Source organism: Paracoccus sp. (in: a-proteobacteria) (assembly GCF_030538495.1).
In the GTDB taxonomy this organism is placed as follows: domain Bacteria; phylum Pseudomonadota; class Alphaproteobacteria; order Rhodobacterales; family Rhodobacteraceae; genus Paracoccus.
This window is the reverse complement of sequence record NZ_JAUNTW010000019.1, coordinates 1-24,600: the sequence shown is the minus strand read 5'-3', so window position 1 is coordinate 24,600 and position 24,600 is coordinate 1. Positions and strand designations below refer to the sequence as shown.

At 59.8% G+C, this 24,600-nt stretch carries 21 protein-coding genes, 1 tRNA gene and 2 pseudogenes; 10 read left to right on the top strand and 14 right to left on the bottom strand.

Annotated features, from left to right (window positions below):
• The coding region (locus tag Q4G20_RS13280; protein WP_303343936.1) for a TCP-1/cpn60 chaperonin family protein at positions 1-545 on the top strand (545 nt) is incomplete at its 5' end.
• A 72-nt stretch (positions 546-617) separates the two neighbouring features.
• Here the strand turns inward: Q4G20_RS13280 and Q4G20_RS13275 are convergent.
• The 3 genes from Q4G20_RS13275 to tgt all read right to left on the bottom strand — a co-directional run bounded on the left by Q4G20_RS13275 (position 618) and on the right by tgt (position 4,444).
• A complete protein-coding gene (locus Q4G20_RS13275) occupies positions 618-1,763 on the bottom strand; it encodes an iron-containing alcohol dehydrogenase (protein ID WP_303343935.1) in 1,146 nt (381 codons plus the stop codon).
• Between the two features lie 3 nt (positions 1,764-1,766).
• Positions 1,767-3,236, bottom strand: a complete 1,470-nt coding sequence (locus Q4G20_RS13270) for a glycerol-3-phosphate dehydrogenase (protein WP_303343934.1) — start codon at positions 3,234-3,236, stop codon at positions 1,767-1,769.
• An 80-nt stretch (positions 3,237-3,316) separates the two neighbouring features.
• Positions 3,317-4,444 (bottom strand): tRNA guanosine(34) transglycosylase Tgt, encoded by a 1,128-nt coding sequence (gene tgt, locus Q4G20_RS13265; protein ID WP_303343933.1) that lies wholly within the window; start codon positions 4,442-4,444, stop codon positions 3,317-3,319.
• Between the two features lie 117 nt (positions 4,445-4,561).
• On the opposite strand from tgt, the gene Q4G20_RS13260 reads away from it, so the two are divergent.
• The 4 genes from Q4G20_RS13260 (at position 4,562) to Q4G20_RS13245 (ending at position 7,498) form a co-directional block, all read left to right on the top strand.
• Positions 4,562-4,915: an SUF system Fe-S cluster assembly protein gene (locus tag Q4G20_RS13260; RefSeq protein ID WP_303343932.1), complete on the top strand. Its 354-nt coding sequence runs from the start codon at positions 4,562-4,564 to the stop codon at positions 4,913-4,915.
• Between the two features lie 381 nt (positions 4,916-5,296).
• Positions 5,297-6,415, top strand: coding sequence for a 3-isopropylmalate dehydrogenase (gene leuB, locus Q4G20_RS13255; protein WP_303343931.1), 1,119 nt, complete (start codon positions 5,297-5,299; stop codon positions 6,413-6,415).
• A gap of 3 nt (positions 6,416-6,418) precedes the next feature.
• Positions 6,419-7,378, top strand: a complete 960-nt coding sequence (locus Q4G20_RS13250) for a DMT family transporter (RefSeq protein WP_303343930.1) — start codon at positions 6,419-6,421, stop codon at positions 7,376-7,378.
• A gap of 43 nt (positions 7,379-7,421) precedes the next feature.
• A tRNA-Pro gene (locus Q4G20_RS13245) sits at positions 7,422-7,498 on the top strand.
• A gap of 221 nt (positions 7,499-7,719) precedes the next feature.
• Here the strand turns inward: Q4G20_RS13245 and Q4G20_RS13240 are convergent.
• A complete protein-coding gene (locus tag Q4G20_RS13240; protein WP_303343929.1) occupies positions 7,720-8,412 on the bottom strand; it encodes a helix-turn-helix transcriptional regulator in 693 nt (230 codons plus the stop codon).
• Between the two features lie 73 nt (positions 8,413-8,485).
• On the opposite strand from Q4G20_RS13240, the pseudogene Q4G20_RS13235 reads away from it, so the two are divergent.
• Positions 8,486-8,808 (top strand): annotated as a pseudogene (locus tag Q4G20_RS13235) (NIPSNAP family protein).
• Positions 8,805-9,623 carry an oxaloacetate decarboxylase gene (locus tag Q4G20_RS13230; protein ID WP_303343928.1) on the top strand — a complete coding sequence of 273 codons (819 nt, stop codon included), beginning with the start codon at positions 8,805-8,807 and terminating at the stop codon, positions 9,621-9,623. The pseudogene Q4G20_RS13235 and the gene Q4G20_RS13230 overlap by 4 nt, the downstream one beginning before the upstream one ends.
• 108 nt (positions 9,624-9,731) lie before the next feature.
• Here Q4G20_RS13230 and Q4G20_RS13225 read toward each other — a convergent pair whose 3' ends face one another.
• From Q4G20_RS13225 to cysQ, 8 genes are all read right to left on the bottom strand, one after another.
• Positions 9,732-11,069 (bottom strand): hypothetical protein, encoded by a 1,338-nt coding sequence (locus Q4G20_RS13225; RefSeq protein ID WP_303343927.1) that lies wholly within the window; start codon positions 11,067-11,069, stop codon positions 9,732-9,734.
• The gene (locus Q4G20_RS13220) at positions 11,062-12,723 is read right to left on the bottom strand and encodes a beta-1,6-N-acetylglucosaminyltransferase (protein WP_303343926.1); all 1,662 of its coding nucleotides are present in this window, start codon (positions 12,721-12,723) and stop codon (positions 11,062-11,064) included. Before Q4G20_RS13220 ends, Q4G20_RS13225 begins: the two co-directional genes overlap by 8 nt.
• Positions 12,720-13,745 carry a glycosyltransferase family 2 protein gene (locus tag Q4G20_RS13215; protein WP_303343925.1) on the bottom strand — a complete coding sequence of 342 codons (1,026 nt, stop codon included), beginning with the start codon at positions 13,743-13,745 and terminating at the stop codon, positions 12,720-12,722. Before Q4G20_RS13215 ends, Q4G20_RS13220 begins: the two co-directional genes overlap by 4 nt.
• A 1-nt stretch (position 13,746) precedes the next feature.
• Complete coding sequence (locus Q4G20_RS13210) at positions 13,747-14,793, bottom strand: glycosyltransferase family 2 protein (RefSeq protein WP_303343924.1); 1,047 nt, start codon at positions 14,791-14,793, stop codon at positions 13,747-13,749.
• A complete protein-coding gene (galE, locus tag Q4G20_RS13205) occupies positions 14,790-15,773 on the bottom strand; it encodes a UDP-glucose 4-epimerase GalE (protein ID WP_303343923.1) in 984 nt (327 codons plus the stop codon). The genes Q4G20_RS13210 and galE overlap by 4 nt, the downstream gene beginning before the upstream one ends.
• Entirely contained in the window at positions 15,774-16,670 is an 897-nt protein-coding gene (locus Q4G20_RS13200) for a UTP--glucose-1-phosphate uridylyltransferase (protein WP_303343922.1), read from the bottom strand.
• Between the two features lie 156 nt (positions 16,671-16,826).
• Positions 16,827-17,624, bottom strand: coding sequence for a 3-deoxy-manno-octulosonate cytidylyltransferase (gene kdsB, locus Q4G20_RS13195; RefSeq protein ID WP_303343921.1), 798 nt, complete (start codon positions 17,622-17,624; stop codon positions 16,827-16,829).
• On the bottom strand, positions 17,624-18,421 hold the full coding sequence (cysQ, locus tag Q4G20_RS13190) for a 3'(2'),5'-bisphosphate nucleotidase CysQ (protein WP_303343920.1): 798 nt from the start codon (positions 18,419-18,421) through the stop codon (positions 17,624-17,626). Before cysQ ends, kdsB begins: the two co-directional genes overlap by 1 nt.
• 119 nt (positions 18,422-18,540) lie before the next feature.
• On the opposite strand from cysQ, the gene Q4G20_RS13185 reads away from it, so the two are divergent.
• From Q4G20_RS13185 to dnaJ, 3 genes are all read left to right on the top strand, one after another.
• Positions 18,541-19,362: an ABC transporter permease gene (locus Q4G20_RS13185; protein WP_303343919.1), complete on the top strand. Its 822-nt coding sequence runs from the start codon at positions 18,541-18,543 to the stop codon at positions 19,360-19,362.
• 164 nt (positions 19,363-19,526) lie between these two features.
• Positions 19,527-21,440, top strand: a complete 1,914-nt coding sequence (gene dnaK / locus Q4G20_RS13180) for a molecular chaperone DnaK (protein WP_303343918.1) — start codon at positions 19,527-19,529, stop codon at positions 21,438-21,440.
• A gap of 77 nt (positions 21,441-21,517) precedes the next feature.
• Entirely contained in the window at positions 21,518-22,672 is a 1,155-nt protein-coding gene (gene dnaJ / locus Q4G20_RS13175) for a molecular chaperone DnaJ (RefSeq protein ID WP_303343917.1), read from the top strand.
• Positions 22,673-23,542: 870 nt separating this feature from the next.
• On the opposite strand, the gene Q4G20_RS13170 is transcribed toward dnaJ, so the two are convergent.
• Positions 23,543-24,097: a hypothetical protein gene (locus Q4G20_RS13170; protein WP_303343916.1), complete on the bottom strand. Its 555-nt coding sequence runs from the start codon at positions 24,095-24,097 to the stop codon at positions 23,543-23,545.
• Positions 24,094-24,600 (bottom strand): annotated as a pseudogene (locus Q4G20_RS13165) (phenylalanine--tRNA ligase subunit alpha); the annotation flags it as partial. The gene Q4G20_RS13170 and the pseudogene Q4G20_RS13165, both read right to left, overlap by 4 nt.

The window sequence follows — 24,600 nt, the reverse complement described above, 5'->3', positions numbered from 1 at the left end:
GTGTCGCCAAACTGGCGGGCGGTGTTGCCGTGATCCGCGTCGGCGGCATGACCGAGATCGAGGTGAAAGAGCGCAAGGACCGCGTGGATGACGCGCTGAACGCGACCCGCGCTGCGGTTCAGGAAGGCGTTGTCGTCGGCGGCGGCGTGGCTCTGGTTCAGGGCGGCAAGGCTCTGGAAGGGCTGAGCGCTGCCAACAGCGATCAGGAAGCCGGTATCGCCATCGTGCGCCGCGCGCTTGAGGCGCCGATGCGTCAGATCGCCGAAAACGCTGGTGTTGACGGTGCGGTCGTGGCTGGCAAAGTCCGCGAATCCTCGGACAAGGCGTTTGGTTTCAACGCCCAGACCGAAGAATATGGCGACATGTTCAAATTCGGCGTCATCGACCCGGCCAAAGTCGTGCGCACCGCGCTGGAAGACGCGGCCTCGGTCGCCGGTCTGCTGATTACGACCGAAGCCATGGTCGCCGAAAAGCCCGAACCCAAAGCCCCGGCTGGCGGCATGGGCGGCGACATGGGCATGGGCGGCATGGGCGGCATGATGTAATCAGCCGCTGCCCCCGTGGCAGACGGAAAAGGGCGCCCCTGCGGCGCCCTTTTTCATTGATTGGTCAGGATGTTAGCTGGCAGATGCCATGATCCCGCGCAGATCGGCGGGCGTCAGCGCCGCCGGGTTCGCGGCCATCGACGACGATTGCGCCGCCATGTCGGACGCGCGCATCTGCATGTCATGCGTGATCCCCAGATCGGTCAGCGAGGGCAGACCCTCGGCCCGCGACCACGACGCCAGCATCACCGCGCTTTCGCGCAGGGGCGCGGATTTCCAGCCAAAGGTCCGGCCGATCCAGCGACCGACGCGTTCCAACCGCTCGATCCGGTCGGGGTCGGTGACGGCGCGGCGGTTGGCGACCAGCACATGCGGCAGCAACGCGCCGCAAATCGCGCCATGGGCCGCACCCGACAGCCCGCCCAGAGGCCCCGCCAGACCATGCACCGCGCCTAAGCCCGAATTGGCCAATGCCAGCCCGCCGCACAAACTGACCCACGCCATTTCGTCGCGCGCCTGCGGATCATTGCCCTGCATCAACTGACGGATCGCGGCCAGCCCGCGCGGGATCGCGTCATAGCACAGCGCATCGGTCAGCCCATTCGCCCGCGTGCTGACATAGGGTTCAATCACCTGCGTGATCGCGTCCAACCCGGATGCCAGCGTGACATCATGCGGGCAGGTGTCGGTTAACGCCGGATCAACAATCGCCAGCCGGGGCAGCATCCGCGCATCGCGCAGGCTGACCTTGCGCGCGTGATCGGGAACGCCGATGACGGCGTTTCGCGTGACCTCGGCCCCGGTTCCCGCCGTGGTCGGGATCGCCACAAATGGCAGGGGCGCGTGATCCAGCGGCAGGCCCTGCCCCACGATTTCCAGATGGTCCAGCATCGAGCGGGTCGCGGGGATCAGCGCGGCAATCGCCTTGCCCGCGTCAATCGCCGCGCCGCCGCCAATGGCCGCCACGACCTGCGCGCCGGGGGCCACATCCACCCCCGCCTGAATCAGCGCAACATCCGGTTCCTGCGCGACCGCGAATGTCACCACATCGCAGCCATCCGCCCGCAGCGCATCGGCCAGCCACGCCGCACGGTCGCCGTCGCGGCCATGGACCAGCAGCACCGCGCGCCCCAAGCCCGCAATGCGCGCCGCCGCGACGGACGATTGCCCGCGGCCGAACAGGATTTCAGTTGCGGTCGCAAAGGCAAAAGGCGTCATCGGTCAATCCTTTCGGCTGGTGAACCAGTCGGCAAAGCCGCGCTGTTCGTCCGGGGTCAGATGCAGATAATGTTTCGTCCGCCGATACAGCACATCATCGGCGGTCTGCGCCCATTCGCGGGCGCGCAGATAATGGGCCTCGGCCTCATACAGGTTGCCGCCGAAATGACGGCCCAAACCGTCCAGAGACAGCACTCCGGCCAGCAGATCGCGCGACCGCGTGCCGTAATGGCGAGCGTAATGCCGCGCCAGATCGCGGGGCAGATACGGGTTCAGATCGCGCAGCAACTGCACGAAACTTTCATAGTCCGCGTTTGCCATATCGCCGCCCGGCAGGGCTGCGTCGCGCGTCCAATCGCCGCCCATATCGGGGAAAACGCCGCGCAGTTTCTGCATCCCGCGTTCGGCCAATTCGCGAAAGGTCGTGATTTTGCCGCCAAAGACGTTCAGCATCGGCGCGCCGTTTTCGTCCAGATCGAACACATAATCCCGCGTCACGGCGGAGGGGTTGCCCTGCCCGTCATCAAACAACGGTCGCACCCCGGCAAAGCTGTGCAGAACGTCGGCGCGGTTCAGCTTTTCCTTGAAATAGCGGTTCACGACGGCAATCAGATAGTCGATTTCATCATCGCCAATCGCCACCTGCCCCGCATCGCCATCATAGGGAATGTCGGTCGTGCCGATCAGGGCAAAATCGCCCTCATACGGGTTCACAAACACGACGCGTTTGTCGTGGTTTTGGACCAGAAAGCCGTGATCGCCGGCCCAGAATTTCGGCACGATGATGTGGCTGCCCTTGACCAGACGCACCCCGCGCGCGGAATTGGCGCCGGCCACGCCGGTAATCACCTGACTGACCCACGGCCCGGCGCAGTTCACAATGCAGCGCGCGCGGAACTGACGCCCGCCGGTGGTGGAGATCGTCCACGCGCCATCTTCGCGGCGCGCACTGGTGACGCTGGTTCGGGTCAGGATTTCCGCGCCACGTTCGGCGGCATCCACGGCGGCCAGCACCACCAGCCGCGCATCATCGACCCAGCAATCGGAATATTCAAAGCCCTTGAAATACGGATCCATCAGCGGCGCGCCCTGCGGATCGCGGCGCAAATCCAGCGTGCGCGTTCCGGGCAGGCGATCCCGGCCACCCAGATTGTCGTATAAAAACAGCCCCATACGGACCAGCCAATCGGGCCGGTCATCCGGGCTGTGGGGCAGAACGAACCGCATCGGCCAGATGATATGCGGGGCGGCGCGCAACAACACCTCGCGTTCTTGCAAGGCTTCGCGGACCAGCCGGAATTCGTAATGTTCCAGATAACGCAAGCCGCCATGGATCAGCTTGCTGGACCGGGACGACGTGTGTTGCGCCAGATCGTCGCGTTCGGCCAGCACCACCGACAGCCCCCGCCCCGCCGCATCGCGGGCAATGCCGGTTCCGTTCACGCCGCCGCCAATCACGAAAAGGTCGATCATCAGTCATCCCCAACAGGTCAGGTTAGGGATTACGCAGCCACGCGCCGGATGCAAGCCCGCATGGGCGGGCGTCATCAAACCTACATCTGGTCGATGTCGCCGCGTGCGCGCTCGGCGTGGAAATCGGCCACGAAATCATCGAGGCCGCCAGCGGCGATCGCGTCACGCATCCCCTGCATCAGATCCTGATAATAATGCAGGTTGTGCCAGGTCAGCAGCATCCCCGAGATCATCTCGCCCGACCGGAACACATGGTGCAGATAGGCGCGCGAATAGCCGCGGCAGGCGGGACAACCGCATTGTTCATCCAGCGGGCGCGGATCATCGGCGTGGCGGGCGTTTTTGATATTCACCTGACCGCGCCGCGTCCATGCCTGCCCGGTCCGCCCTGATCGGCTGGGCAGAACGCAATCCATCATGTCAACGCCGCGCTGCACCGCGCCGACAATATCATCGGGCTTGCCCACGCCCATCAGGTAACGCGGTTTGTCCACAGGCAGAAAATCGGTGGCGTAGTCCAGCACGCCGAACATGGCATCCTGCCCCTCACCCACGGCCAGCCCGCCGATGGCGTAGCCGTCAAAGCCGATGCGGGTCAGGGCCTCGGCTGATTCCTGACGCAGATGCGGGATGACGCCGCCCTGCATAATCCCGAACAACGCGTGACCCGGACGGTCGCCAAAGGCATCGCGCGACCGCTGCGCCCAGCGCATCGACAGGCGCATCGCTTCGGCCTGACGTTCCTCGGTCGCGGGCAGCGCGGGGCATTCGTCGAACGCCATCACAATATCGGACCCAAGCTGGCGCTGAATCTCCATGCTGGTTTCGGGGGACAGAAAATGTTTCGACCCGTCCACATGGCTGGAAAAGGTCACGCCGTCTTCGGTCAGTTTGCGCAGGCTGGCCAGCGACATGACCTGAAACCCGCCGGAATCGGTCAGGATCGGACGCTGCCAGTTCATGAACTGATGCAAACCGCCCAGACGCGCCACCCGTTCCGCCCCCGGCCGCAGCATCAGATGATAGGTGTTGCCCAGCAAAATATCCGCACCCGTTTCGCGCACGGATTCCGGCAGCATCGCCTTGACCGTGGCGGCGGTGCCGACGGGCATAAAGGCGGGCGTGCGAATCTCGCCGCGCGGGGTGTGGATGGTGCCGGTGCGTGCCGCGCCATCGGTGGCGTGCAGGGAAAAGGAAAATCGGGTCATGTCGGGCCTGTTTGTTCCATCCCCGTTTATCCCGCAGCGCCGCGCGGCGCAATGCGCGCCACTGGACGATGGCGGGGCCTTGCCCTATATAATCCGTCAGAAATAGAGGATCACGCCATGAACCAGATGATGGAAGGCGCGCCGCTGATCGCGCCATCGACCACGGATCACCCGATCTATGACGATGTGGTTGAGGCGTGCAAGACCGTCTATGACCCTGAAATCCCGGTGAATATTTACGATCTGGGGCTGATTTACACCGTCGAAATCACCGACGACAACGCCGTGCTGATCATCATGACCCTGACCGCGCCGGGCTGCCCCGTCGCGGGCGAAATGCCCGGATGGGTCGCAAACGCGGTCGAGTCCGTGCCGGGCGTCAAGCAAGTGGATGTGGAAATGACGTTCCAGCCGCCTTGGGGCATGGATATGATGTCGGACGAAGCGCGGCTGGAGCTGGGCTTTATGTGATGTGCATTATGCGGGCGTGGCTGTGTGCCGCGACCGCTGGGGGCCAGCCCCCCCAGCCCGCCCCACGGGGGCGGGCGTTCGACGGGAAAAAGGTCCACTGGACCTTTTTCTGACCCGTCTCACCCCGGGATATTTGGGCCAAGATGAAAGCTGGCGTTAGATTCGTGTGATGTGGGGCAGCGCGGCCCCTGCATCGGTCGCCAGTAGCACGCCGCCCATGACGACCGCGCCGATCATTATTACGTCTATGAATTTCATCGCCTGCCTCATTCTTTTGCGGCATTGTCGCGGCGTGGGGGCCGAAGGGCAACGCACAGCTGCGTGAACTTGACCCTGCCCCGGCCCGCGTCTACCCAAAGGCGACACGCCAAGGAGGAACCCATGTCTGACCGTTATTCCCTGTTAATTCTGCCCGGCGACGGCATCGGCCCCGAAGTCATGGCCGAGGTGGTCAAGGTCATCAACTGGTTCAGCGCCCATCGTGGCATGGACTTTGACGTGCAGCATGATCTGGTGGGTGGGTCCGCCTATGACGCGCATGGCGTTCCGCTGAGCGATGAAACCATGGCAAAGGCGCAGATGGTGGATGCGGTGCTGTTGGGCGCGGTCGGGGGGCCGAAATACGACAATCTGGATTTCGCGGTGAAACCCGAACGCGGCTTGCTGCGTCTGCGCAAAGAAATGGACCTGTTCGCCAATCTGCGCCCCGCCCAATGTTTCGACGCCCTGGCCGATTTTTCGTCGCTGAAACGCGATGTTGTGGCTGGTCTGGATATTCTGATCGTGCGCGAACTGACCAGCGGCATTTATTTCGGCCAGCCGCGCGGGATTTCCGCCGATGTGCGCGACGATAACGAAGGGGGCCGCGTCGGCATCAACACCCAGCGTTACACCAGCGGCGAGATTCGCCGGGTCGCGCGGTCCGCGTTTGAACTGGCCCGTCGCCGTGGAAACCGCGTCTGTTCGATGGAAAAGGCCAATGTCATGGAATCGGGCATCCTGTGGCGCGAAGAAGTGACCTGGGTTCACCAGAACGAATATCCCGATGTGGAACTGTCGCATATGTATGCCGATAACGGCGCGATGCAGTTGGTGCGCCACCCGCGCCAGTTTGACGTGATCGTGACCGATAACCTGTTTGGCGACATTCTGTCGGACGCGGCGGCGATGCTGACCGGATCGTTGGGGATGTTGCCCTCGGCCAGCCTTGGCGCACCGATGGCGAATGGCCGTCCGCGCGCGATGTATGAACCCGTTCACGGGTCGGCCCCCGATATTGCCGGTCAGGGCAAAGCCAACCCGATCGCCTGCATCCTGTCCTTTGCCATGGCGCTGCGTTATTCCTTTGATCAGGGCGATGCGGCCAGCGAATTGGAACGCGCGGTTGAACGCGTGCTAGCCAAAGGCGCCCGCACCGCCGATCTGATGGGACCGGATGGCGGCACGCCCATCAGCACCGCCGAAATGGGTGACGCGATCATCGCCGCTTTGGGGGCGTAAGGCATGGCCCTGTCCGCCAATCTGCGCGGCGCGTTGCTGCAACTGGCGGGGATGGGCCTCTATTCCACCCATGACGCGGTGATCAAGACGCTGGGCGGGTCGTATCCTGCCCTGCAAATCCTGTTTTTTGCGTCGCTGATGTCATTTCCGCTGGTGTCGCTGGTGCTGATGCAGGACGCCACGCCCGGATCGCTGCGCCCCAACAATATGGGCTGGGTGATTTTGCGCACCATCTGCGCCGTGCTGGCCGGGATGGCGGGGTTTTACGCCTTTTCGGTGCTGCCGATGGCGCAGGCTTATGCGATTTTATTCGCCACGCCGTTGCTGATTACGGTGCTGTCCATCCCGCTGTTGGGGGAACGGGTCGGCCCGCATCGCTGGGCGGCGGTCGCGGCGGGGCTGTTTGGGGTGCTGATCGTGCTGCGCCCCGGCGGGCAGGATCTGGGCGTGGGCCATGCGGCGGCGCTGTTATGCGCGGGGGCGGGCGCCATGGCGGCGGTGATTATCCGCCGTCTGGGCCGTCGCGAACGGCCCATGGTGCTGTTGATGTGGCCGATGCTGGGCAATTTCGTGGTCACCGGCGGCGCGCTGTCGCTGGCCTATACGCCCATGAGCCTTGGCGATTTCGCCCTGACCGGTGTCATCGCCGCCCTTGGTCTGGGGGGCGGGTTTCTGGTCATCCTCGCCTATCGCACGGCCGAGGCTGCGATCGTCGCCCCGATGCAATATTCGCAAATGCTGTGGGCGATTGGCTTCGGCTGGTTTTTGTTTGACGAAACGCTGGACGCGGGGACCGCGATTGGCGCGGCGGTCATCATCGCATCGGGCATTTACATCGTCTGGCGCGAAGGCCGCGGCGCATCCGCCAACCGCCCCGCCACCACGGCCCGGCTGCGCGCCGAAACCGTCACCGCCCCCAAATCCACCGTGCTGCAAAGATTATTTCCGTCAAAGCGCGGATAGCCCTTGCGCCCCCCAACCCCGCGCGATATACGCGCCAAACGGTCGGAGCGTAGCGCAGCCTGGTAGCGCACCTGCTTCGGGAGCAGGGGGTCGGAGGTTCGAATCCTCTCGCTCCGACCAAATTTCCCGTATGGCGTTTCTGAGATGTTTGTCTTTTCGGGACGATAATTGTCCCTTAGGGCAGTAGGGCTGACCTTTCCGACAGAGCCGTGAGGGAGACTGCGAAGGGCTGGTTTCGGGCCAGAACGGGCGCTTGCCCCGAGACGGCCAAGCGGTGCGAACATAGCGGACCGGTCTTCCTCAGGGGAAACTCTGGCAAGTGATGGGCGCACAATCGCGACTTACGCGTGTCTCGCCTCATTCAGCATCCGCTCAAACGCCTGCGCTCCGCTGCGCGAGAACCGGATCACGCGGGTGTCCGCCTCGCGCTTGGCCCAATCCATTTTCTCGAACCGAGTCAGCAACGCCCGCCCCAAACTGCCGCCCATATGAGAGCGTCGCTCGCTCCAGTCGAGACACTCACGGCACAGCGGTGTGCGGCTCGCGCGCAAGGTCGGGAGGTCGATCCCGAACTTGCTGACAAAGACCTCTCCGGCGGGCGTAAGACCCAGCCCGGTTCCCACGACCCGCAGGCAGCCGCCGGCGACAAAGCTGTCATAAAGGCGCGTCCCCATCTCGCCCGCCAGATGGTTGTAACACACGCGCGCCAGACGCAGCGCGTCATCCCGCGGGCCGGGGCGGCTGCGCAGCTGGCCCTTGCGCGCGGCCAACCCCATCAGTGCCCCAAGCGCCATGGCCACCTCTGGCCCCGCGAGCGAGACATATTTGTGCCGGCCTTGCTTTCGCGGGACCACAAGCCCGCCCTGTTCCAGCCGCCCAAGATGGGCGCTGGCGGTCTGTTGCGTGATGCCAGCCTCACGCGCCAGTTCACTGGCGGTCAGTGCCCTGCCGCTCATCAGCGCGGTCAGCATGTTCGCGCGGGCTGGATCGCCGATCAGCGCGGCGATGCTGGCAATATCGGGACCCTCTTTCATGCTTCGGTCCTAGACGAAGCATTGTTGACAGGCAATCTGGTAATCTGCACGCGCAACCTGAATGGAAAGCGCCATGCTAACCTGCGTCATCCGCTATCACATCGACCCGACGAAAAGGGACCATTTCACCCACTATGCCCAGAGGCGATCCCGCGCTGTGGCGCCGATCTGATCGGCTATTATGCCCCGCATGAAGGTTCGTCGACGCTCGCCTACGGTATCTATAACGTCGCCAGCCTCGCCGATTATGAAGCCTATCGCGCCCGCCTCGCCGAAGATCCCCAGGGACGCGAAAACTATGAGTTTGCCCAATCCGAGCGATTCATCCTGCGCGAGGATCGCACTTTCCTAAAGCTGGCATCTGCCCCACATGGGACCTGGAGCAGAGCGATATGAACGACCGCACCAGCAAGTTCGAGCGTTTCCGCGCGATGCACGCGCGCGATCGTGCCTTTGTCATCCCCAACCCCTGGGACGCCGGAACGACCCGGCTGCTGGCGCATCTGGGGTTCGAGGCACTGACCACCACCAGTCCAGGCTATGCGTTTTCAAGTGGCAAGCTCGATTCTGCGGATGAAATCGGCCGCGATGAGATCTTGGTCAACGCGGCCGAGATCGTGTCGGCGACGGATCCGCCAGTCACGGCGGATCTGCAGAACGGCTTTGGCGCGCCACCGGAGGCCTGTGCAGAAACGATTCGTGAAGCGGTTGGGGTCGGGCTGGTCGGCGGCTCGATCAAAGATGCGACTGGTGCCCCGGACGCGTCCATCTATCCATTCGCTATGGCCGTCGACCGCGTGCGTGCGGCTGCTGATGCTGCGCGAGGCCAGTCATTCCTGCTGACAGCGCGAAGCGAGAACTATCTCTGGGGACGCCACGATCTGGACGACACCATCCGTCGTCTGCAGGCATTTTCTGATGCCGGGGCGGACGTGCTCTATGCACCCGGCCTGCCGGATCTGAATGCGATTCGCACGGTCCGCGCCGCTGTCGACAAGCCGGTGAACGTGGTCATGGGTCTACGCCGCGCCCACTGGTCGGCCGAGGAACTGTCGGCCGCTGGGGTCCGCCGTATCAGCGTCGGCGGATCATTTGCACGCGCAGCCCTGGGAGCCTTGCGAAGCGCGGCCGAGGAAGTGAGGGACCGTGGAACCTTCGGCTATACAGAAGCAGCTATGAGAGGGGACGAATTCGCGCGCGTTTTCGCGTAGGAGCTTTGCAACCAATGCGACAGCAGAACGGGAAAATACCCATGCAATCAACAATAATTTGATTATTGCGGTAATAAGTGGCAAGACGCGCAAATCGCGCCCGCCCTATTATCCTTTGCCGAAATTCATGAAATCCCGGCGATAGGCGGCCCGCAACGCCTTTTCGATTTTATCGCAGCCCGCCCACGGGCGTGCAGGCACTGGCTGGCGATTGGGCTGATAATCCAGCCCCGCCAAACGAGCCAAAGCATCGGCCATGACATCAACTTCGGATTCGCGGATGATACTGTCCAGCTGGGAAAACGAATTCACCCCGGCGATAATTTCGGTCTGGCTTGCCCAAATCGGCAGAACCGGCATCGAGGTTTGACCGTTCAGGTTGCGCTTCACAAACAGCAAGAAATTATGAAATGATCCCATCATGTCATCCTCAGGCAGATTCACGATCACCCCGAAATCGTCCCGCAGGACATCTTGAAACTCTTGCCGGACCTTGCCAAGTCGTAAAAACGCATTCCACGCATAATCACCGGGATGCCGAACAATAGAAAAGCTACGATGATTCGGGTGATTTTTTTTCCAATCGCGCAGCGTGGATTGATTAAAACCGGTGTCGAAAGGCTGATCAGAAAGCCCCGCCGGAAAACTGGCGCCATCGACCGGAAAATAAATCAACCCATCACCGCCGCCAAACACATGCGCATTCGCCGAGGACGCACCCCGCTTGCGTTCAAAGGCAGGGAAATGCCCTAAATCGAACGAGTCAATCTTGGAAAGTTCAGCCGACATTTCCGCAAAGTTATTCACGCGATCTTCAAGAGGCACTGGATTCTGTGGAATTTGGTCCGATGCGACATCCGTTAATACAACGTCAGGGCGACCCAACCAACTTAGCAACCCATTCATCACGTCAATATCGCGCAGGTCGCTATAGTCCAGGAAAAAGGCCGTCTGACCCGTTTCCTGCAATGATCGCAGAACACGCCCGCGGAATGCATCTTTGGCATCCATTTCCTGCGCAAATTCGTCGAAATCAAACGTCACAGCGACATTCCGAGGAACCTCACTGCTGTTCAGTTTCCATTGCTGGGTTTCGGTCGCCTGTTTGACAGAAACGTAGCTTTCGACAGCATTGCGCGTCAATATGATCTTGGCACAGGTTTTGTTGTTTAAAATCGTCTCAAGAACACGTGGGTCGTGATCGTGGAAATATCGGAAACCCGACAAATGATCTTCACGCCAGCTAATTTTATCCAACAAAACAAACGGATCAAGATCGCGCTCACCCTTGAGGCAGCCCAGAATGTTTTCATTATTCGGCCACCCTAACATTGCGGGGTTAAACGCCTCTCCGTGGCAGGTAATTTTATAGATACGATTAAGGGTTGCCTCTAACAAATTAGAGCCAGTTCGCATTTCCGCAAAAATAACATATGATCTAAACATCAGACACCTGATTTTCCAGCCATGCCGCTTCGATCCTACGGGCCTTTTCTTCAAATTCAGATGAAAGCCCCGACCGTGACAAGCGGCGCATGAAATCGCAGACCGCAAAGATTTTCTCATGCTTTGGCAGATAGTCCGAAACATCCAGATCGCAATCAGCCATGTGCATCATCTCTTTCCAATCAGCGCCAGACATCGCCAGAACATCGGAAATTGTCACAACCTTAAACTTTGCGCGCGCCCAATGGGACTCCAAAGCACGGCGCATATCACGTTCAGCCGACCAAAATTTTGCCGCAGCCCGGCGAATATCGTCAAATGGCATATCCGAAAAAGCTAAAGGAAAAATCCACCCCGATTCAACAATCAAGAAATCAGCGTTCACATCCTGAACCAAATACCAGAAAATACCCTGATTGTCGCGCGGTGAATACAGGATCGTAGGCGAAGGCCCCGCTGCACGAACGAAAGACACAAAGAAACTTTCGGCGTCATAGTCGCGAATGGCAGTATCAGACGACAAACATCCCGGCCCAACGGCAACAGACCCACCGTAATCAACCTCACCCTCCGAAAAAATATGGCCGTAAATGTTGACGTCTTCGGTCTTGCTCAGAGCATCAAAGCAAGGAAGAACGTCGAAAACATTCACAAAGACATTATATTTACGAAATGTTTTCGCATCCGTTTTTTCGAATTCAGGAAAGCGTCCCTGCATACGCAAACCGGGCCGGCCAACCCGCGCCAAATCGACATCTGCAAGCAAGGTTTGCGTGATATTCTGATCATAGTTTGGCGATAAAACGCTGCGATCAAGCCACGCACCACCGATCAGTTCATGCGCCCCGCGCCAAACTTTCCGCGCAACAAACTGCCACTGCACCTGCAAAATATCAACATGATCATCGTAAAAATACAACGGCATTCCGTCTTTGTCAAAATGAACAAATGTCAGGCTAATATTCGCAACATCTTGAGAGTGGATGCGGACCAAAGACTGGAAAAAGCTTTCATCAGGAATCCACGACCACCGGAAAAAGCGTTCATATTCATCCAGCCTCGGATCATTTAGGATCTTCTTAAGCGTATCTGCCGTCAAGCACCACCACTGCGACCCCATATGCGGAACCAATCCAGAAGGAAGTTTGCGCGACACACCAAAACGTCTCTGAACAGAAACCAGCGAATCGAAAAGCCGTCTATTTTTACGCCAAGATACCGGAAAAAAATATTCAAATCGTTCGGAACACAGCCCTCCAACAGGCCAAAACACTTCATTCACGCGGGTGCTTTCAATGAAATCACGTCCCGGATTTTCAGATAAAAAGCCACGTAGTTGTTCAATCGGCTTGATCGGGATGCAGGAACCCGACACCAAGATAACATGCGTCACATCTGGGAAACGCTGGAAAAGCCGAACCAAAGCATCAAGGGTCGCGCGGACAACATTATACCCGCCCCAATCGCATTTATATTTTTGAAAAACGTCAACATTGTCGTGGTCGGAAAACGCACGGGTCAAGCTATCAACATTGGATCGTTTATCCCAGTGGATGACAACTTTTGCACCAGATCCCGCCCATTGCTTTGCCAATTGACATGCAACATCGGGGGATTCGTGCCCCAGCATAACAACGCCCAGCTTAACAGTCACACCCATCCCCCGGTTGACATAAGGCCAATTCGGACAAGTTGGCGCCAGCCTTCATAACGCATTGATTCAGAACACCACAACTTATCTTTTCGGGTTAGTGATTTCAGATAGGCGTCATATTCACGACCACCGCCGTAATGCTGACGTCGATCAATTTCTTCGATCGACTTTTGAACAATGCCAGCGGTGAATTTGCTGTGCAGCAAACAACCGCAAATCTTTTCGCCACCATCAGTTGCGTAGACCTTGTTCAGACGACTTGGCAAAAGCATATGGGTAGAGCTGACATAACAATAGCGTCGATCCCATTTAACCAATGGAATCTTATTAAGCGCGGGCGCAAGCTTGGGTTTTTTCGAGAAAAAGACGCGACGCCTGACGCCACCTTGAACCCACAAATTGCCATAAAACCCATTTTTCTTTATGGTATAATTATACGGGTCAAACCAACACAAAATATCAAAGGGGTTTCCCCCAGGTTGATATTCCACAACGGGCAGATCATCTTTAGCATACATATCCAGCAGCATGGCTGAAAAACTGCCGATTTTCTTGTCATTCAGCCAATCCGTCAACGCGACAAGCGATCGCGTATCATGATGCGGATAAACCAGAAATTCATCAGGATCGACAGTCAGGCACCAATGCCCGTGGCCATAGCGGAACAGCAGCCAATTCACCCAATCCATCCCAAACCGGGAATCTTTATACGAATCGCGCGTATGCCACAGCGACACATCAGGTTGATCTTTTAACAAATCAGCCCCGCCGTCAGTGCTGTCATTATCCACGGCAAAGAAATGCGTCACGCCAAGGCGGCGATAATAATCAAGGAAAAAGGGCAGCCGATCCGATTCGTTGCGAAAAACAAAAAAAGCGAGGATATCCGTTTTGGAAACAGCCGAGGTCCGGTCAACCACCGAAACCAAGGCGCGGCGGCGCAGAATAGCGCGCAAAATAAGCCGCTGCCGCCGCACACGTTTCTTCAATCGCGCAAAGGGACCGCCCCGCAAACTGACCATGTTACACCGCCTCCGCCCTGCGGGGTGCGACCATTAAACCGCAGTGCAGCAAGTCATCGGCGCCATTATACCGCACCGCCCCCGCCGACCACATATGCGGACGCGCCAAAACGCCTTGATAATAGGGTCGATAATCGTCAGGCCGCGCAAAATGCTGACGGCGGTTAATATCCTCGGTCGCAGCGAACAAAACCGAAGGCAGGAACTTCGTATGCAGCAAAACCCCCGACCATATATCCGCCTTTGAAAAGCTGTATTCATCATTCAAACGCGGCGGATACAGCGTATGCGTCGAATTCACATAGGCATGCCCGATGCGCCATTTAACGAACGGGATTTTATTCAGCGTCGGTGACAAATCCGGGTTATCGCGGAAAAAGACGCGTTCACGCGCCCCTCCCTGAACGCGCCGTGTCCGGTCACGCGGGTTGACTCGGCAGCGATACGGCCCCGCGTCAAACCACGGCAGCCGCGCAGTGGACGGCGCGGATTCGGGCGCGTCCGCTGTCCCCAGCGGCCCACGAGGATAAAGATCCAGCATCAAAGCGCCCATGGCAGTTTTCCCCAAAGATTCAAGCTGTTCGGAAAGTTTCTTTAAGGAAATTGCTTTGCAGTCATCATATATAAGTAATTCGTCGGCATCAACCGTCAGGCACCAATGCCCGCGCCCGTGACGAAACAGCAAGCCGTTCATCCAATCCATACCAAAGCGCGACGCACGATATGAATCGCCCGTATGCCACAGCGACACATCCGGCTGCGCGGTCAGAAATTCGGCGGTTCCGTCGGTGCTGGCATTGTCCACGATCAGGAAATGCCCGACCCCAAGCCCCCGATAATGCGCCAGAAATTCGTTCAGACGTGGGGCTTCGTTGCGCAGACAGACAAAGGCCAGAATATCACCCCGCGCGATCTGGGCCGTGCGGTCGGCAACCGGCGTTAAGCGGCGCTGCGACCAGATGCCGCGGCGGATCAGGTCGCGCCGTTTCCACCGCAGGCGATAGGCCAGCCACGCACGACCGGCGCGCGTGTCGCGCCAATTCCTCACGCCGTGTAATGGCCGGTCTGGTGCCACCGCCACGCATCCGCGATCATCTGCGGCATCGTGGATCGGTCGGGGGTCCAGCCCAGTTCATCTTTGGCCCGCTGGCTGCCGCAGACCAGTTTCACCGCGTCACCGCCGCGCCGGGGACCGTCATTCATCGGCACCGCGCGATTGGTAATGGTCCGCGCGGCGTCAACCACCTGACGCACGGAAAAGCCGTCGCCGGTTCCCAGACAGAACACGCGGCTGCCACGACCGGCGCGCAGCCATTCCAGACCTTTGACATGCGCATCGACCAGATCCATGACGTGGACATAGTCGCGGATGCAGGTGCCATCCGGGGTCGGATAATCGGTGCCGTGGATGGTCAGCGCGGCGCGTTTGCCGTCGATGGCGTCCAGAATCAGCGGGATCAGATGGGTTTCGGGGCGGTGATGTTCGCCCACCTGCGCGTCAGGATCGGCGCCCGCCACATTGAAATAGCGGAAAATCACGCTGCGCAGACCGTGGGACGCGCCGAAATCGGTCAGCATATCCTCGATCGCGCGTTTGCTGGCGCCATAGGCGTTCAGTGGGGCCTGCGGGGTGTTTTCGTCCAACACCTCTCCGTCGCGGTCGCCATAGGTGGCGCAGGTCGAGCTGAACACGAAATCCAGACAGCCAGCATCAATCGCGGCTTCGATCAGGTTCAGGGAACCAGATACATTGTTGCGCCAGTATTTGCCGGGTTCGGCCATGGCCTCACCCACCTGGCTCAGAGCGGCGAAATGCAGGACCGCGACCGGCTGATATTCGGCAAAGGCCGCATCCAGAGCCGCACGATCCAACAGATCTGCCTGAACCAGCGGGCCGAATTTCACCGCGTCACGCCAGCCGGTTGACAGATTATCCAGCGTGACGGGGGTATAGCCCGCCTGCGCCAACACTTTGCACGCATGCGAACCGATATAGCCCGCACCCCCCGTTACCAGAACATTCGTCACTTATTCAGCCGCTTTCCGCATGGCGATGACTTCGTGCAGATATTCCAGGAATTCATCTTTCAATTCATCGCGTTCCAGACCAAAGGCGACGGTGGCCTGCAAAAAGCCCGCTTTCGATCCGCAATCGAATCGCTGACCGCGGAAGCGCAGACCGAACACGTCGCGGCCGGCCTGAATATCTTCGGCAATGGCATCGGTCAGTTGGATTTCGCCGCCCGCGCCCTGTTTCAGTTTGTTCAGGTTGCGCATGACCGACGGGGCCAGAATGTAGCGCCCGATCACCGCCAGATTTGACGGCGCAGTGCCAAGCGCGGGCTTTTCAACCACGCCCTTGGCTTTGACGATCGCGCCCATATCTTCGGCCACGTCCAAAACGCCATAGGCCGACGCCTTGGCCGGTGCGACCTCCATCGTGGCGACCATGCTGCCGCCGGTTTCGCGATGCGCTTCGATCATTTGTTGCAGGCAGGGCGGTTCGCCCTGAATCACGTCATCGGTCAGAATGACGGCAAAGGATTCATCTTCGGACAGCAAACGACGCGCGCACCAGACGGCGTGACCCAGCCCCAAGGCCTTGTGCTGGCGAATATAGGCGATTGCGCCCGATTCCATATTCGTGGCGCGCAGAATGTCCAACAGCTGCGTTTTGTTGGATTTCTTCAGGCTGGATTCCAGTTCATGCGCATGATCGAAATAATCTTCCAATGCGCCTTTGCCGCGCGAGGTGACAAAGATAAATTCTTCGATCCCGGCGGCGCGGGCTTCGTCAATGGCGTATTGAATCAGGGGTTTATCGACCAGCGACAGGATTTCTTTCGGGATGCTTTTGGTCGCGGGCAAGAACCGCGTGCCAAGCCCTGCCACCGGGAAAATTGCTTTTGTAACCTTACGATCCATCCAAACACCTGTCATTGCAAGGGCAACATGGTCATTTATGCCCAGTTGCCAGCCCCCTACACGTTTTGCCCCCCGGTTCCTAGCACACAATAGAACAATGGCATTTTATTGCCCATTCAACCACACAAATACGCGGCGAATTTGATACAAATTGCGTCAATCCAGCCCCATTTCGGCCATCATCTGTTCCAGTTTCGGCACATCTTCGGGGTTGTTCAGTTCCCAGAATTGCCGCCCGCGTGATTCGACCTGAACACAGCGAATCCGATGGCCACGTTCCAGAAACCGCAGTTGTTCCAACCCTTCCAGCCGTTCCAGAACGCCTTCGTCCCATGTCGCATAAGCCGACAAAGCAGCCGGGCGATAGGCGTAAACGCCGACATGATGAAACACCGGGCTGTCCTGATCGGGGGCCACGGGATGCGGAACAAAGGGGATCACCTCTTTCGAAAAATACAGCGCCTGTTGGTCATGGCCGAACACCGCGGTGGTGCCGCCGACGCGACCGGCGCGGCGATCCGCGATCAGATCATCGCGCATCTGCCCCGAACAGCGCAGAACCGGCGTGGCCACATCCGCCGACCTGTCCGCGCGCAGGGCGGCGACCAGATCTTCGACAAACCAAGCGGGGGTCAGGGGGGCGTCGCCTTGCAGGTTCACCACGATGTCGGGGTTGCCCAGATGGGCGACCGCCTCGGCGCAGCGTTCGGTTCCGTTGCGGCAGGTGGTCGCGGTCATCACGACCTCGGCGCCAAAGCCCTGCGCGTGATCGCGGATGCGGTCGTCATCGGTTGCCACAACGACGCGATCCACGCCCGACACGGCACAGGCGGCGTCCCAGCTGCGCCGGATCAGGCTGCGCGCCTGCCCGCCCGCCCCGCGCAATTCCACCAAAGGTTTGCCGGGATAGCGGGTGGACGCGAACCGCGCCGGAATGATGATGACAACCGACATCAGTCTTTGACCAACAAAACGCCGGGGGCATAGGCGATAAAGAACGGGTTTTCATAGCCCGGCTTGCCATAGGTCAGAGGGGTGTGGTCGTCGAACCGCACCACCTCGCCCCCGGCTCCGCGCAGGACGGCATCGCCCGCGGCGGTGTCCCATTCCATCGTGCGGCCCAGACGCGGATAAAGGTCCGCCTCGCCCGTTGCCACCAGACAGAATTTCAGCGACGACCCGGCACTGGTCATATCGCGCACGCCGTATTGGTTGATGTAATCATCGGTTGCAGCATCGCGATGCGATTTCGACGCCACCACCATCAGCCCGCGATTGTCGGGCATGGGGTTTACGCCAATCGGATGCGTCTCGCCGGGTTCCGCGCCAAAGGGGCCGGTTTCTTCGACCGAACGCCCGTCGGCCGTGGTGTAAAACAACCGCCCCCGAGCGGGGGCATAGACCACCCCACGCACCGGCACGCCATCCTGAACAAAGGCGATGTTAACGGTGAAATCCCCGCGCCGCTGCACGAATTCCTTGGTCCCGTCCAGCGGATCGACGATCAGAAAGGTGGTTTCATGCGTGCCATGGGTGGCGGCCTGTTCTTCGGTGATCAGGGCCACATCGGGGAACGCGGCGCGCAGCCCGTCCGAGATCACGGCATCCGCTGCCAGATCCGCCGCCGTAACGGGGGAATCGTCCGATTTCGCCCGCACTTCGAAATCATCGGCGTGATAGATGTCCATGATCTTATCGCCCGCAGCCAGTGCCAGACGACGCATTTCGGCGGTTAATAGATCAAATTGCATGTATTTTCCTTTCACGACCGGCCTGTCATGGAATTGCCGACAGGGTGCTGTGCTTTTATGGTCAGGGCCGTGTGAATCAGCAAGCGGGGAAACCCGCCACCCCGAAAGAAAGACTGAACGTGTTTGAACGACGCCACAGCCACAGCATCCTCGGCAATGCCGGCGGCACTCTGGCGCTGATTTATCATCAGACGGTTTATAATCTGCGCACGGAACACCGCAACCCGCTGATCGGGCTGCTGACGACCATGGCCACGAATGCGGCCTTTGTGGTGGTGTTCTTGCTGATGTATATGCTGATCGGAATGCGTTCATCGCCGCTGCGGGGCGATTTCATGCTGTATATCATGTCCGGCATTTTCATGTTCATGGTGCATGTCCAGACGCTGTCATCGGTGGCGGGCAGTCAGACCGCGATGTCGGCGCTTGGCAAACATGCGCCTCTGAACCCGTTCGTCCTGATCAGCGGCGCGGCTTTGGCGGCGCTCTATCGGCAGGTGATCGGCTGCATTGCGATGCTGGCGCTGTATCATATCGCGGTGACGCCGCTGACGATCTATGACCCGGTGCTGGCGGCGGCGCTGTTTTTGCTGTCATGGTTTCTGGGTGCCTGCATCGGCCTGATCTTTCTGGGGCTGCGGCCATGGTCGCCCAACACCACGCGCCTGCTGACAACGGTGTATCAGCGGGTGAACATGTTCGCATCAGGCAAGTTTTTTGTCGCGAATACAATGCCGGGGTTCCTGATGCCGTGGTTTGAATGGAACCCGCTGTTTCACCTGATCGATCAGCAGCGGGGCGCGCTGTTCATTAATTACTCGCCCATGCGCACCAGCCTGACCTATCCGCTATGGGTGGCTTTGGGGGCGCTGATGCTGGGGCTGCTGATCAACTTTACGACGCGGAAATATGAATCGCTCAGCTGGGGGGCGGCGCAATAGCGTTTGGGTTTTTCCTGTGACAGATCACTTGCGGGGGCGAAAACCATCCCTATATACAGCCGCGACGACACCCGGACAGGTCCGGGCCAATCATCAACCGGGATGGGCCGCGGGGGCCGTAACGGACCCACGGCCCAAAGATCGCCGAAAGAAAGGTTACATCTATGTCTAAAGTCATTGGCATCGACCTTGGCACCACGAACAGCTGCGTCGCAATCATGGACGGCAGCCAGCCCAAGGTGATCGAAAACAGCGAAGGCGCGCGCACCACGCCGTCGATCGTCGCACTGACCGATAACGAACGCCTGGTCGGCCAGCCTGCAAAGCGTCAGGCCGTGACCAACCCCACCAACACCATTTTCGCCGTGAAACGCCTGATCGGGCGCCGCGTCACCGACGCCGAGGTGGAAAAGGATAAAAATCTGGTCCCCTATGCCATCGTGGACGGCGGCAATGGCGACGCATGGGTCGAAGCCCGCGGCGAAAAATTCTCGCCCGCGCAGATCAGCGCCATGATCCTGCAAAAGATGAAAGACACCGCCGAATCCTATCTGGGCGAATCGGTCACGCAGGCGGTCATCACCGTTCCGGCCTATTTCAACGACGCCCAGCGTCAGGCGACCAAAGACGCCGGCAAAATCGCGGGTCTTGAGGTGCTGCGCATCATCAACGAACCGACCGCCGCCGCTCTGGCCTATGGTCTGGACAAAAAAGACACGAAAACCATCGCCGTTTATGACCTTGGCGGCGGCACCTTCGACATCACCATTCTGGAAATCGACGACGGCCTGTTCGAAGTGAAATCGACCAATGGCGACACCTTTCTGGGTGGCGAAGATTTCGACATGCGCATCGTCAATTACCTGGCGGAAGAGTTCAAAAAGGAACACGGCGTCGATCTGACCAAAGACAAAATGGCCCTGCAACGCCTGAAAGAGGCGGCGGAAAAGGCCAAGATCGAATTGTCCAGCGCCAACCAGACCGAAATCAACCAGCCCTTCATCAGCATGGACAAAAACAGCGGCACCCCGCTGCATATGGTGGTGAAACTGACCCGCGCGAAACTGGAATCGCTGGTCGGTGATCTGGTCAAACGCACGATGAAACCCTGTCAGGACGCCCTGAAAGATGCGGGCGTCAGCAAGGATGAAATCGACGAAGTGATTCTGGTCGGCGGTCAGACCCGTATGCCCATGGTCATCGACGAAGTGACCAAATTCTTTGGCAAGGAACCGCACAAAGGCGTGAACCCGGACGAAGTGGTGGCCTTGGGCGCCGCCGTGCAGGGCGGCGTTCTGCAAGGCGACGTGAAAGACGTGGTTCTGCTGGACGTGACGCCTCTGTCGCTGGGCATCGAAACGCTGGGCGGCGTGTTCACCCGCCTGATCGACCGCAACACCACGATCCCGACCAAGAAATCGCAGATTTTCTCGACCGCCGAGGATAACCAGAACGCCGTGACGATCCGGGTGTTCCAGGGCGAACGCGAAATGGCCGCCGATAACAAACTGTTGGGTCAGTTCAACCTTGAGGACATCCCCCCCGCGCCGCGCGGTCTGCCCCAGATCGAGGTGACCTTTGACATTGACGCCAACGGCATCGTGTCCGTCAGCGCCAAGGACAAAGGCACCGGCAAGGAACAGAATATCACGATCCAAGCCTCGGGCGGGTTGTCGGATGACGACATCGAACGCATGGTCAAGGACGCCGAAGCCAATGCTGAAGCCGACAAAGGCCGCCGCGAACTGGTCGAGGCCCGCAACCAGGCCGAAGGTCTGATCCACAGCACCAAAAAATCGCTGGATGAACACGGCGATAAGGTGGACAGCTCGACCGTCGAGGCGATCGAACTGTCGGTCAGCGCCTTGGAAGACGCCCTGAAAACCGACGATGCGGGCAAGATCCGGTCGGGTATTCAGAACGTCATGGATGCGTCGATGCGTCTGGGCGAAGCCATCTATAAGGCACAGCAGGGCGATGACGCCGACGCGGACGACGTGGACGGCCCGCGCCATGCCGATGATGACATCGTGGACGCCGATTTCGAAGATCTGGGCGAAGACAAAAAACGCGGCTGATCTGGGCCGCACCCAAAAGGGCCGGCCTGCATCACGCGGGCCGGCCTGTTCTTTGGGCCATTTGAACAGGACGACACATGGGCAAGCGTTGCTATTACGAGGTGCTTGGCATCAGCCGGGGCGCCGGGGCTGACGAAATCAAAAAGGCCTATCGCGGCAAAGCCAAGGAACTGCACCCCGACCGCAACAAAGACGATCAACACGCCGAAGCCCGCTTCAAAGAAGTGAATGAGGCGTATGATTGTCTGAAGGATGACCAGAAAAAGGCCGCCTATGACCGTTTCGGGCATCAGGCGTTCGAAGGTGGCGGCTTTGGCGGCGGACGCGGCGCGCATCCGGGCGATTTCGGCGCGGCGTTTTCCGATGTGTTCGAAGATTTATTCGGCGACATGATGGGCCGTCGCGGCGGCGGCGGGGGCCGGTCGCGCGCGCAACGCGGGCAGGATTTGCGCTATAACCTGCGGGTGACGTTGGAAGAATCCTATACCGGGTGCCAGAAAACCATTTCGGTTCCGGGGTCCGTCGCCTGCGGCGAATGCAAAGGCACCGGGGCAGAGGGCGCAACCCAACCCGCTACCTGCCCCACCTGCGCAGGCATGGGTAAGGTCCGCGCGCAGCAGGGGTTCTTTACCGTCGAACGCACCTGCCCCACCTGCGGCGGTCAGGGCCAGATCGTCAAAAACCCCTGCACCTCCTGCCACGGCGCGGGCCGCATTGAACGCGAACGCAGCCTGTCGGTGAACATCCCCGCCGGCGTCGAAACCGGCACCCGCATCCGTCTGGCCGGCGAGGGCGAGGCCGGAATGCGCGGCGGCCCGGCGGGCGACCTGTATATCTTTATCGAGGTGCGCGACCACGCCATCTTTGTGCGCGACGGCACGATGCTGGCCTGTCAGGTGCCGGTCAGCATGGTGGACGCCGCCCTTGGCGGCGAGGTCGAGGTGCCGACCATCGACGGCGGCCGCGCCCGCGTCAAGGTTCCCGCGGGCAGCCAATCCGGCCGCCAAATGCGCCTGCGCGGCAAAGGCATGCCCCCCCTGCGCCACGGCCCTGGCGGCGCGGGCGATTTCGGCGACATGCTGATCGAACTGACGGTCGAAACCCCCGTCAACCTGACCGCCCGTCAACGCGAATTGCTGCGCGAATTTGCGTCCGAAAAGGCCGACAACAGCCCGCAATCGGAAAGTTTCTTTAACAAGGTCAAAGGCTTCTGGGACGGAATGCGCGGGTAACCCCGCGCGTTTCGCACGCCTGCGGGGATAACCTCGATCTCACGGGGGTAAACCCCAAAACCCGCAACATGCTGCGCGTCTAAGCAATGCCTTGCTGAACCACACCCCGGCGACGCAGGCGATTTCGTTGGCCAGCTCATCGAACTATTGGTCACCCTTCCTCCATCACCTGACGGATCGTCAACGCGAATTTGCATCCGATAAGACCCACAACCGGAAAACTTCTTTAATAAGTTCAAAGGCTTCCGGGACGAAACGCGTGGGTAACGCCGCGCGGTTCGTGGTGTGGGTTTAGACGCGAGCATTGTCACGACCGCCTAAGATTCAGCCATCCGCCATGGCCCCGGCGACGCAGGCGATTTCGGCACCATGCTGATCGAACTGACGGTCGCCCCCCTATCTGACCGCCCGTCAGCACCAATTAGAGTCATGAAAAGCAGTTAGCGATCATAAATCAGAAAGTTTTCCTGAAGAATACAGGGGGTTGAAGCAGGGATGCCCATTACCCCCGCGTTTCGTGGCGCAATCGCAGGCTGGAACTGGCCCGTCCCCTACTAAGGCGACCCAGACGCCTACAGGCTGCCCCCATGCGCCTGCGTGGCAACGGCCCCTGCCCCGCCTTTTTCAGCACTGCCGAATAATCACGCGGAAAATCAGGCCCCCCGTCTGGTCAAGCATCCGACCCATGCCGCCCTGCCTGCTGGATGACGAACTTACGCTTGTGGAAAAAAATTTCCTGAAATTCGCTATAAATCTGCGAACCCGACGCCCGTGCCGTCATTTCCAGATGACGCGATGCTTCCCCCGCATTGGCTTGCCCCCCCCGAACACACCCACAAAACGATGGCTGGCGGCAGCTTTGGATGTGAATCATTCGCCGTCCGGCAGGGCAGGCGCGGTCAGGGTGTTGCCCAGATATTTCGACACCTCGGGCGCCAATGACGCGCGCATTTGGTTAAAGCAAACCTCACGGGACGAAAGAACCGCTTTATACGCGCGATCCCGCGCGTCCTGGGCCTTGCGATAGTCGTCGGTGCGCTTAACCCTTTGGCCATCCTCGGCTTCGGGGCGCAGGGGTTTTTCGCGCTGCAATGCGCGGCGATAATTCAGCAAAGCCGCCAGATAACCCTGCGCCTGATCGCTCAGCGCGGCATCGGCATACAGCGTCAGCAACGCCAAGGCGGCTTCGGTCCGGTGTTGATCGTCGGCGGTGTCGGGCATGTCAGTGACACTGACCGGAACCGCCGCACGCAGACGGGAAAAATAGCCTTCGGACGCCTCAATGAACTTGGCGAACGCGGCACGGCGTTCTTCGTCGATTTTCAGTTCGCGGTCCTTGGCCTTTTGCACCGGATAGACGAAAACCGCGATATACAGCGCGGTTGCCGATGCGATCGCGGCGGTCAGGACCGGAAGCCAGCTCACCGTGACAGCCCGCCCGCCACGCTGGGAACGTCACCCGCGGCGAAGCCGTAGTGCCGCAGCCAGCGAAGGTCGCTTTCGAAAAACGCGCGCAGGTCGGGGATGCCGTATTTCAGCATCGCCAGCCGGTCGATGCCCATGCCAAAGGCAAAACCCTGCCATTCGTTCGGGTCGATGCCCGCAGCGGTCAGAACCTTGGGATGGACCATGCCAGAGCCCAAAATCTCCATCCACGACGCGCCTTGGCCGATTTTCAGCTGCCCGCCTTCCCAACTGCACCGGATGTCCACCTCGGCCGAGGGTTCGGTGAACGGAAAGTGGCTGGCGCGGAACCGCAATTCAACCTGATCGACCTCGAAAAAGGCGCGGCAGAATTCTTCCAGCGTCCATTTCAGTTGCGCCATGCTGATGTCGCGGTCGATGGCCAGCCCCTCGATCTGGTGGAACATGGGGGTGTGGGTCTGGTCCATATCCATGCGATACACGCGGCCCGGCGCGATCACGCG